12 protein-coding genes, 1 tRNA gene and 1 pseudogene are annotated in these 8,645 nt (G+C 72.0%); 3 read left to right on the forward strand and 11 right to left on the reverse strand.

Annotated elements, in window-relative coordinates:
• The 3 genes from AC1DY2_RS10530 to AC1DY2_RS10540 all read right to left on the reverse strand — a co-directional run.
• Positions 1–221 (reverse strand): inositol monophosphatase family protein (locus AC1DY2_RS10530; protein WP_476762383.1); only part of this gene is annotated, 221 nt, incomplete at its 3' end.
• Positions 222–243: 22 nt separating this feature from the next.
• Entirely contained in the window at positions 244–537 is a 294-nt protein-coding gene (locus AC1DY2_RS10535) for an AzlD domain-containing protein (protein ID WP_476762384.1), read from the reverse strand.
• Between the two features lie 8 nt (positions 538–545).
• Complete coding sequence (locus AC1DY2_RS10540) at positions 546–1,235, reverse strand: AzlC family ABC transporter permease (RefSeq protein WP_476762385.1); 690 nt, start codon at positions 1,233–1,235, stop codon at positions 546–548.
• Positions 1,236–1,347: 112 nt separating this feature from the next.
• Between AC1DY2_RS10540 and AC1DY2_RS10545 the strand changes: the two genes are divergently transcribed.
• Positions 1,348–1,420, forward strand: a tRNA-Lys gene (locus AC1DY2_RS10545).
• A gap of 76 nt (positions 1,421–1,496) precedes the next feature.
• Here AC1DY2_RS10545 and AC1DY2_RS10550 read toward each other — a convergent pair.
• On the reverse strand, positions 1,497–1,832 hold the full coding sequence (locus AC1DY2_RS10550; protein WP_476762386.1) for a VOC family protein: 336 nt from the start codon (positions 1,830–1,832) through the stop codon (positions 1,497–1,499).
• A gap of 31 nt (positions 1,833–1,863) precedes the next feature.
• On the opposite strand from AC1DY2_RS10550, the gene AC1DY2_RS10555 reads away from it, so the two are divergent.
• Positions 1,864–2,430, forward strand: a complete 567-nt coding sequence (locus AC1DY2_RS10555; protein WP_476762387.1) for a TetR/AcrR family transcriptional regulator — start codon at positions 1,864–1,866, stop codon at positions 2,428–2,430.
• A 21-nt stretch (positions 2,431–2,451) separates the two neighbouring features.
• On the opposite strand, the gene AC1DY2_RS10560 is transcribed toward AC1DY2_RS10555, so the two are convergent.
• The 4 genes from AC1DY2_RS10560 to AC1DY2_RS10575 are packed head-to-tail and all read right to left on the reverse strand — an operon-like array spanning position 2,452 to position 5,225.
• Complete coding sequence (locus AC1DY2_RS10560) at positions 2,452–2,868, reverse strand: type II toxin-antitoxin system VapC family toxin (protein ID WP_476762388.1); 417 nt, start codon at positions 2,866–2,868, stop codon at positions 2,452–2,454.
• Positions 2,869–2,898: 30 nt separating this feature from the next.
• The gene (locus AC1DY2_RS10565) at positions 2,899–3,825 is read right to left on the reverse strand and encodes a 5'-3' exonuclease (RefSeq protein ID WP_476762389.1); all 927 of its coding nucleotides are present in this window, start codon (positions 3,823–3,825) and stop codon (positions 2,899–2,901) included.
• 12 nt (positions 3,826–3,837) lie between these two features.
• Positions 3,838–4,404, reverse strand: a complete 567-nt coding sequence (locus tag AC1DY2_RS10570; protein ID WP_476762390.1) for a GNAT family N-acetyltransferase — start codon at positions 4,402–4,404, stop codon at positions 3,838–3,840.
• Between the two features lie 35 nt (positions 4,405–4,439).
• Complete coding sequence (locus AC1DY2_RS10575; RefSeq protein ID WP_476762391.1) at positions 4,440–5,225, reverse strand: metal-dependent hydrolase; 786 nt, start codon at positions 5,223–5,225, stop codon at positions 4,440–4,442.
• 185 nt (positions 5,226–5,410) lie between these two features.
• Here AC1DY2_RS10575 and AC1DY2_RS10580 point away from each other — a divergent pair, with 185 nt between their 5' ends.
• Positions 5,411–7,009: a serine hydrolase gene (locus tag AC1DY2_RS10580; RefSeq protein ID WP_476762392.1), complete on the forward strand. Its 1,599-nt coding sequence runs from the start codon at positions 5,411–5,413 to the stop codon at positions 7,007–7,009.
• Between the two features lie 46 nt (positions 7,010–7,055).
• On the opposite strand, the gene AC1DY2_RS10585 is transcribed toward AC1DY2_RS10580, so the two are convergent.
• The 3 genes and pseudogenes from AC1DY2_RS10585 to AC1DY2_RS10595 form a co-directional block, all read right to left on the reverse strand.
• Positions 7,056–7,649, reverse strand: coding sequence for an energy-coupling factor transporter transmembrane component T family protein (locus AC1DY2_RS10585; protein WP_476762393.1), 594 nt, complete (start codon positions 7,647–7,649; stop codon positions 7,056–7,058).
• A gap of 10 nt (positions 7,650–7,659) precedes the next feature.
• Positions 7,660–8,340, reverse strand: a complete 681-nt coding sequence (locus AC1DY2_RS10590) for an energy-coupling factor ABC transporter ATP-binding protein (RefSeq protein ID WP_476762394.1) — start codon at positions 8,338–8,340, stop codon at positions 7,660–7,662.
• Positions 8,337–8,645 (reverse strand): annotated as a pseudogene (locus AC1DY2_RS10595) (acetyl-CoA C-acyltransferase); the annotation flags it as partial. The gene AC1DY2_RS10590 and the pseudogene AC1DY2_RS10595, both read right to left, overlap by 4 nt.

Consider the following 8,645-nt stretch of genomic DNA (forward strand, 5'->3'; position numbering starts at 1 on the left):
GTGCCGAACTCCTCTCCGAGCATGCCGTCGCCCGGACGCGCGTCGGCGAGCCGGTCGCGGATCGCGCGCTCGACGGCGAGGTCGGCCTCGGTGACGGGCGTGCGGTCGGGCTTCGTCTGCACGTCGAGGTCGACGGCGCGGAAGCGGGCGAGCGAGGCGGCGTCGGCGAGATCGGCGAGTCCGAGGGCGAGATCGAGGTCTTCGGCGAGGTCTGCGGTCACCCGATCAAGGCTATCGGGCCGCTCAGATGAGTCGTACGAGGATCGTCACCGCGACCGCGACCGCGACGCAGGCGAGTTGCGGCATCCGCAGCCACCATGCGATGCCCGCGGCGGCGAGCCCCGGAACCATGGTGGCGTCCGCCGACGACCATCGCTCGCCGAGGAGATTCACCGCGATCAGCCCGGCCAGCAGCGCTGCGGGCAGCGCATCGACGACCGCCTGGACGCGCGGGGGGAAAGTGCGGTCGCCGAGCACTGCCGGACCGACCCCCTTGTAGACCACGTTGATCATCGCCAGGGCGATCACGGCGAGCACGAGTGCCGTCACGGGTCGACGGCCTTCGTGGTGCGAGCTGCGGCCAGGAGTGCCGCGAGCGCGCACGCGAGCAACGCGACCCCCGCGGGCACCACGAGCGCGGCCACCGCGCCGATGACGCCGGCGACCAGGGCGACGGGGATCATGCGCGGTCGGTCTCGGAGCGCATCGAGCAGCAGCACGAGGAAGAAGGCGGGGAAGATGACGTCGAGACCGAGATCGTGCATGAACTCGGTCGACGGTGCGAAGAGGGCACCGATCGCGGTGCCGGCGATCCACGCCGGCCACTGCACGAGCGTGGCCCCGAACAGCGTGCCGCGGTCGAGCGTGCCGTCGCCGTTCTGCGCCGCGACCCACGACCCGTCGACGACCGCCTGCCCTTCGAGCGCGCGCTGCACGGGACCGCCGTGCAGCGAACGCGCCGACGCGGCGCCCATGGGGATGAACCGCGCGTTGATGAGCGCCGCCGCCCCCACGCCCGCCGCGACGCCCCCGCCGGCGGCGGCCGTCACCAGGGCGAACTGTGCCGAGCCCGAGAACGTGACGGCCGACATCACGATGGCCAGCCAGGCCGGCCAGCCGTTCGTGACCGCGAAGGCGCCGAAGCTCACGGCGAGCGCGAAGGCCCCGATCGCCAGCCCGATGCCGACGCGCACACCGGCGCGCCAGCCGGTCGGGGGCGTCGTCGAGGCGGTCATGCAGTCGACCCTAGAACCTGCCTCCGACGCGCGGATCGCTCGATTGGCGAAACGGGTCGTTCTCCTGATAACGTGGTCCCTCGGTTCGGGTTGTATGAAAATCCCGAATCATGCACCTCTAGCTCAATCGGCAGAGCAACTGACTCTTAATCAGTGGGTTCAGGGTTCAAGTCCCTGGGGGTGCACGGATCGCCCCGAACCTCTCGCCAGGTTCGGGGCTTTCTTCATGCTCAGGGCCATCCTCCGCCCGGCCACCGACGCTCAGGACGAGGCGTCCGCCTGGTCGAACACGTGGAACGCGTTGCCGCCCGGACCCTCGAGCTCGATGACGTGGCCGTCGGGGATCTCGAACGGCACGCCGCGGCGCGATACCGACGGGTGGGCCGCGAGGTAGGCCTCGAGATCGTCGACCTCGTACATCGGGCCGGCCGAGCCCGGATCGGTGGAGACCATGACCTGCACGGGCGAGTCGGGCACGGCGAATGCCACCGTGTCGTCGCCCTCCCGCCAGGCCTCGGACCACCCGAGTTCGTCGCGGTAGAAGGCGATCGCCGAGGCCAGGTCGGCGACGGGCACGTAGAGGAAGCGCAGTTGCATCGGACACTCCAGACCGTAATCGCGTTATGGCATGACAGAACCAGACTATACTCGCGGCGTGCGCAGTTGGGTACCCGTCCCGGGGTCGACGAAGGCGCTCCTGGTGCAGGAGGCCCTCACGGCGTTCGGCGCGCGCGGGTACGACGCGGTCGGCGTGTCCGAGCTCGCGGCATCCGCCGGCGTCACGATCGGCTCGCTCTACCATCACTTCGGCAGCAAGGCCGGGCTCTACGACGTGGTGCGCACCGACGTCGAGCGACGCACGCTCGATCGCATGGAGGGCGCGGCGGCGATGCGGGGCGTGGGCGGGCCCGCCGGCATCGCGGCCGTGCTGCTCGTCGGCTACGACTTCCTCGTCGCCGCGGGGTTCGCGCGCCTCCTCGCCGAGCAGCGACCCGCGGAGGCCGGCGATGCCGACCCGCTCGCCGACTTCTTCGCCGACACCGCCGACCTCGGCCCAGCACCCCTGGGATCGCTGCTGCTGGCCGGGTGGCGGAGGGCGCTCGCAGAGTCATCCGCTCGCACTGCCGTCGGTGAGGATGCAGCACCGGTGCGCGCCGCCCTTGCCGCCCTGCTCGGCGGCGTGACCCCCGCGTGAGGCCGCTTCGGGCTCGCCCCGTCAGCCCGACGCGCGACCGATCGTGAGGAGTTCGTCGATCGACGCGATGGTCACGAGCCGCTCCGCCTGGCGCGCCAGCTCCTCGTCGAGGGTGATGAGCGCATCGCCCTGCAGGATGGTCAGCGCGACGTACTCCGCGTCGTACGTCGAGGCCCAGCCCAGCTCATCGGCGACCTTCCACGCACGGCGTCGCAGCACGGCGTCGCCCAGCAGCCTGATCGGGATCTCGGCGATGCGCGCGAGCCGAGCGTTCGCCTCGGCTTCCTGCAGCTCGCCTCGATGCACCGCCTCGTGCAGGGCGTTCAGCACCTGCGAACGCAGCAGGGTGGGCGCCAGGAGCTCGTGGTCGCCGGGTCCCTCGAACTCGTCGGCGACGAGATGGAGCACTGCACTCGCATCGACGATGAACCGGGCCATGCATGCCTCCTCGCGTCGGAGTGCCCCAAGCTACTCCGCGCCGAGCGCCTGGAGAACCCGTTGCACCGAGCCGCCCAGGTTCCACTCCTCGCCGAGGCGCCGCACCTCGGCCGCCTCGACCGCCTCGAGCGGGTGGAGGCGCGCGTCGAACGCCCCGAGCTCGAGGTCGCGCACGACCTCGACCACGGTCGGTGCGACGTCGAGGTAGGCGGCGGCGCCCGTGATGCGGGTGCGCATCGTCGCCGACAACGGCACGGCGGGGTCGCCGGCGGCGGCAACGATCGAGTCGAGGTCGCCGAACTGCTGCAACAGGCTCGCCGCCGTCTTCTCGCCGATGCCGGCGACACCCGGAAGGCCGTCGGACGCGTCGCCCCGCAGCACCGCGAAGTCGGCGTACTGACTGGGGAGCACCCCGTACTTGCCGACGACGGTCACGTCGGTGAGGACCTCGAGCTTGCTCATGCCGCGGGCGGTGTAGATGACGCGCACGTCGCGGGCGTCGTCGACGAGCTGGAACAGGTCGCGATCGCCGGTGACCACGTCGACGGGCATGGCGGCCTGCGTCGCGAGGCTGCCGATGACGTCGTCGGCCTCGTGCCGCGGGGCGCCGATGACGGTGACGTCGAGCGCGGCCAGGATCTCGCGGATCATCGGGATCTGCGCCTCGAGGGGATCGGGCGTCTCCTCCACGTCGGGACCCGCGGGCACGATCTCGGCGACCCGGTGGGCCTTGTAGCTCGGGATGAGCTCGACGCGCCAGTGCGGGCGCCAGTCGTCGTCCCAGCAGGCGACGAGGTGGGTCGGCTCGAACTCGGTCACGAGCCTTGCGATGATGTCGAGCAGCCCACGCACGGCGTTGACGGGCGTGCCGTCGGCGCGCTTCAGCGAGTCGGGCACGCCGTAGAACGCGCGGAAGTAGAGCGAAGCGGTGTCGAGGAGCATCAGACGGTCGGCCACAGGGCGATCCTGTCACGGACCGCCGACGGCGAGCGACTTCTGCGAAACGACGAGCTCGCACGGCGTGGCGAGCAGCGGCTCGAGCTCGGGATAGAGCTCGCGGAGGGGGCCGCGTCGCACCTCGCGGTACCCGATGCGCGCGTACCAGTCGGCCAGGAACCGCTTCGAGGGATGCTGCCACGACGTCGGCACCAGGAGTTCGAGCTGCAGCACGCCGAACCCACGTGCCTCCGCCCAGCGCTCGGCGAACGAGACCAGGGCCCGACCGATGCCGATGCCCCGATGCGCGGGGTCGGCGGCCAGCATCCCGAACTCGGCTGTGCCGGCGTCGAGGGCGTGCACCCTGACGACGCCGACCAGCTCGCCGGCGATGCGGGCGGTGGCGAGTTCCTGCTGCCCGATGAGCTGCGCGATCTCGCGGGCGTCGGTGCGTCGCGCGCCGTCGACCCAGAGCCCGGCCTCGGCGATGACGTACACGCCGTTGATGAGGTCGGCCAACGTCGTGACGAGGGCGACGTCGTCGGCGGATTCCGCGGGCTCGAGATCGATCTCGACGGCGGCATTCGGCGAGGAGGTCATCGCATCATTCTGCCCGTCACGAACCGGTGACCCGCTCAGGACCCGATCACCAGGTCGACGCCGACCAGCCGCAACCCTTCGTAGGCGAAGCCGGCGACGCAGTAGAGCGCGAGCACGGTGCCGAGCATGGCCTCGCGGAGGGACCCGGTGTCGCCGAGCAGCGGCAGGGCGACGCGCCCGCTCGGGAGCCAGATGCGGTTGAGCACGGGAACGGGCCTGAACCGCTCGGGCGGCCGCGGCGCCCATGGCCAGAGCAGGCCGGGGATGCCGCCGGTGGTGAGGAAGTCGCCGGCGAGGTGCGCGGCGAACCCGATCGTGACCGCGAGGGGGAACCACGCGACCTGCTCGGGGGCGACCACGACGATGAACATGCCGAGCAGGGCGCCGAGGAGCCACGCCGCCGCCCAGGTCCGCACGTAGTCCCTGGCCTTGATGCCGAAGCAGGTGAGCACCGCGGTCCCGATGCCGGCGCCGATCGCGATGGAGTCACGGTCGTCGGTGGCGAACGTGAGGAGGGTGAGCGCCCAGGCCGCCGCGGCCACGACGACCACGGCGATGGCGGAATGGGCGCCACGGCGGTGCCCGCCCGAGAGCGTCTCGACCGTGCCGGTCACGAGGCGACCGAGGATCGGCACCGAGTGCGAAATGGTGGCGCTGTGGTGGTCGGCGTCGGGGAGGAGCGCCGCACCGGCGGCCACCGCGGCGCCCGCGAGCACGCCCACGGGGTCGAGGGGATACACCCCGAGCCCGATCAGCGGCATCGTTCCGGTGATCGCGACCCATGCCGCGGCGCCGCTCGTGGCGTGCGTGATGCCCATCATGACGTGCTGCGTGCTCCTGGTCGGCCTTCGACGGCCGATCGGCCGTCGACCAGTCTGCACGCTGCCGGCGACATCCGGCGGAGGCGTGTGGTGCCCGAATTGGGGTGCGCGCCCAGCGGAGGCGCGGGTCTAGGCTGGCGCCGTCGCGCTGCATCGGCGCTGGGGCGGGGGATCGAATGCGACGCATGGGAACGATGGCGTTCGGCGCGCTCGTCGCAACGGCGGCGGTGCTGCTCAGCGGATGCACCGTGGGCGCGGCCGCCCCGTCGGCGACGCCGCTCTCGACCGACCGGCCGGGCTACGGCAACCCGCCGGCCGACGCGGTCGCCGAGGTGACCGACGAACGGGTGGAGGCCGCGATCGACGGGATCCCCGGCCGCATCGACGAGCTGATGGAGACGTCGGGCGTTCCCGGCCTCGCGATCGCGGTCGTGTACGACGGCGAGACGGCCTACTCCGACGGATTCGGCGTGCGCAATCTCGAGACGGAGGAGCCCGTCGACACCGACACCGTGTTCCAGATCGCCTCCATGTCGAAGTCGGTGGGTGCCACGGTCGTCGCGCACGAGGTGGCGGAGGGGGTCGTCTCGTGGGACACGCCGGTCGTCGAGCACCTGCCCGAGTTCGCGCTCGCCGATCCATGGGTCACCGAGCACGTCACGATCGGCGACCTCTACGCCCACCGATCAGGGCTCTACAAGCACGCGGGCGACGAGCTCGAGGACCTCGGGTACGACCGGGCCGAGGTGCTCCAGCGCCTGCGCTACACCCCGTTGTCGCCGTTCCGCTCGACCTACGCCTACGGGAACTACGACATCACCGCCGCGGCCCAGTCCGTCGCGAACGCGGCGGGCGCCGACTGGGCCGACCTCTCCGAGCAGGTGCTCTACGAGCCGCTCGGCATGTCGGCGACGAGCTCGCGGTTCGACGACTTCATGGCGAGCGAGGACCGTGCCGACGGTCACATCCTCGACGGCGACGAGTGGATCGTGACCCCGAGCCAGCGTCAGCCCGACGCGCAGTCGCCCGCGGGCGGCGTGAGCTCGAGCGTCACCGACATGGCGACGTGGCTGTCGATGGTGCTTGCCGCATCGGGTCCGGATGCCGCGGCGAACGAGGTGCTGACGCCCGAGGCGCTCCTGCCGGCCATCACGGCGCAGTCGGTCGCGGGGCCGGCGCAGCTCGGCTACCAGCGCTCGGGCTTCTACGGGCACGGCTTCAACGTCGGCACGACGGCGGGAGGCCTCGCCTCGGTGAGCCACTCGGGGGCCTTCGCGCTCGGCACGGGCACCACGTTCAGCAGCCTGCCCGAGGCCGGACTCGGGGTGGTGGTGCTCACGAACGGCTCCGCCAACGGCCTCGCCGAGTCGGTCGCGGCCGACTTCATGGACCTCGCCCAGTTCGGCGAGATCCGCCAGGACTGGTGGCAGCTCTACTCCGGGCAGCTCGGGTCGCTCGGCGATCCGGTGGGCGAGCTGGTCGGCCAGTCGCCGCCGGYGGATGCCGCGCCGGCCGGTCCGCTCGCGGACTACGCCGGTGACTACGCCAACGAGTACTTCGGCACGGCCCACGTCTCGGTCGTCGGCGACTCGCTCCAGGTGACGGTCGGCCCGGGAACCGTGGTGTGGCCGCTCGAGCACTGGGACGGGGATGTCTTCGTGTTCGAGCCGTTCAGCGAGAACGCGCCGCTCGGCAGTGTGTCGCAGGCGACGTTCGACGGCGGGAACCTCGTGATCGAGCTGCTGGACGAGCACCAGCTGGGCACGTTCACGCGCGCCGGCTGAGCACGCGCGCCGGCTGAGCACCCGCGCCGGTGGGGTGCCGCCGGCGTCAGTCGTCGAAGCCCCGCGCGACGAGCGCCTCGCCGAGGTGCTCGGCGGTGCGCAGCGATCGCACGATGACGGGCACCGCGAGCGCCAGCACGGATCCCTCCGCGCCACGCGCCTTCCGGGCGTCGAGCACCTCGCGCACGAGTTCGGCGAGCAGCGGCACGCAGCGGATGGCGAGTGCGAGCGCCAGTCCGACGCGGTCGGCGTCGATCCAGCGCCGGAACGGTCGCAGCAGCGCCTGCATGGCGTCGAGCGTCGCCGTCACGGGTGTCGTGAGCGTGTAGAGGGCAGCGAGCGCCACGGCGAGCACGAGCCGGGTGCCCATCACCGCGGCGGCCTCCCAGCCGTTGAAGACGACCTGCAGCGGCACCGTGAACACGAGCACCCAGAGGATGGGCACCACCTGTCGCCATGCGAGCGCGAACGGCACCCGGGCCGCGGCGAAGAGCACCACGACGAGCACGGATGCCGCGCCGAGCCACCACGGCGACGCCGTCAGCGCGATCGCGGTGACGAGTACGGCGAGCACTCCGAGCTTCACGAGGGCGGGGCACCGGTGCACGAACGAGGTGCCCGGATGGAAGACGCCGATCATCGCGGTCCCCTCATCCGATGAGGGCCCGGTAGGCGTCGAGCGCGGCGCGCGGCACATCGTCGGCGACGACCCGGCCGGCCTCCATGACGACGACGCGATCGAACGACTCGAGCAGGTCGAGCTGGTGGCTCACCACGATGAGCTGCTGGTGGAGCGTCTCGAAGTGCTCGGCGATGCGCCGGGCGTTGCGGGCGTCCAGAAGCGTCGTCGGCTCGTCCGCCACGACGACGGCGGGCTCGGCGACGAGTACCGACGCGATGGCGAGCAGCTGCTTCTGCCCGCCCGAGAGGCGATGYGCGGGGCGGTCGGCGAGGTCGGTGATCCCGGCACGCTCGAGGGCCGCATCGACGCGCGCCGCGGCATCCGAGGGCTCGAGCCGGTGGCGCCGCAGGGTGAACGCGACGTCCTCGCGCACGGTGGGCATCACGATCTGGTTGTCGGCGTTCGTGAACACGAAGCCGACCCGGCGCCGCACCTCGCGGCCCTGCCGGCGCACGTCGAGCCCGTCCACGACGACCCGGCCCGTCGACGGCGTCACGAGCCCGTTGATCATGCGCGCCAGCGTCGACTTGCCCGAGCCGTTGGCCCCGACGATGCCGATCCGGSGCTCGCGCAGCACGAGCGACACGTCGTCGACGACACGCTCGGCGCCGAAGTCGTGGCTCACCCGCTCGAAGATGATCTCGCTCATGCGACCCGCTCCACGATCATCGCGATGCCCTGCCCGCCGCCGATCGAGCAGGCGGCGAGGCCGGGGCGCGCGTCGTCGGCGGCCGCCATCCGCGCGGCGAGCCGCACGAGCAGTACGGCACCGGATGCCCCCCACGGATGCCCCAGGGCGATCGCGCCGCCGTCGGCCGAGACGAGCTCCTCGTCGAGGCCGAGGTCGTCGCTCACGGCGAGCACCTGGGCGGCGAACGCCTCGGTGATCTCCACGAACCCGAGGTCGGCGATGGTCACGCCCGCGCGCTCGAGGGCGGCCCGTGCTGCCGGCGC

This window comes from Agromyces sp. P1_H4, assembly GCF_056405255.1.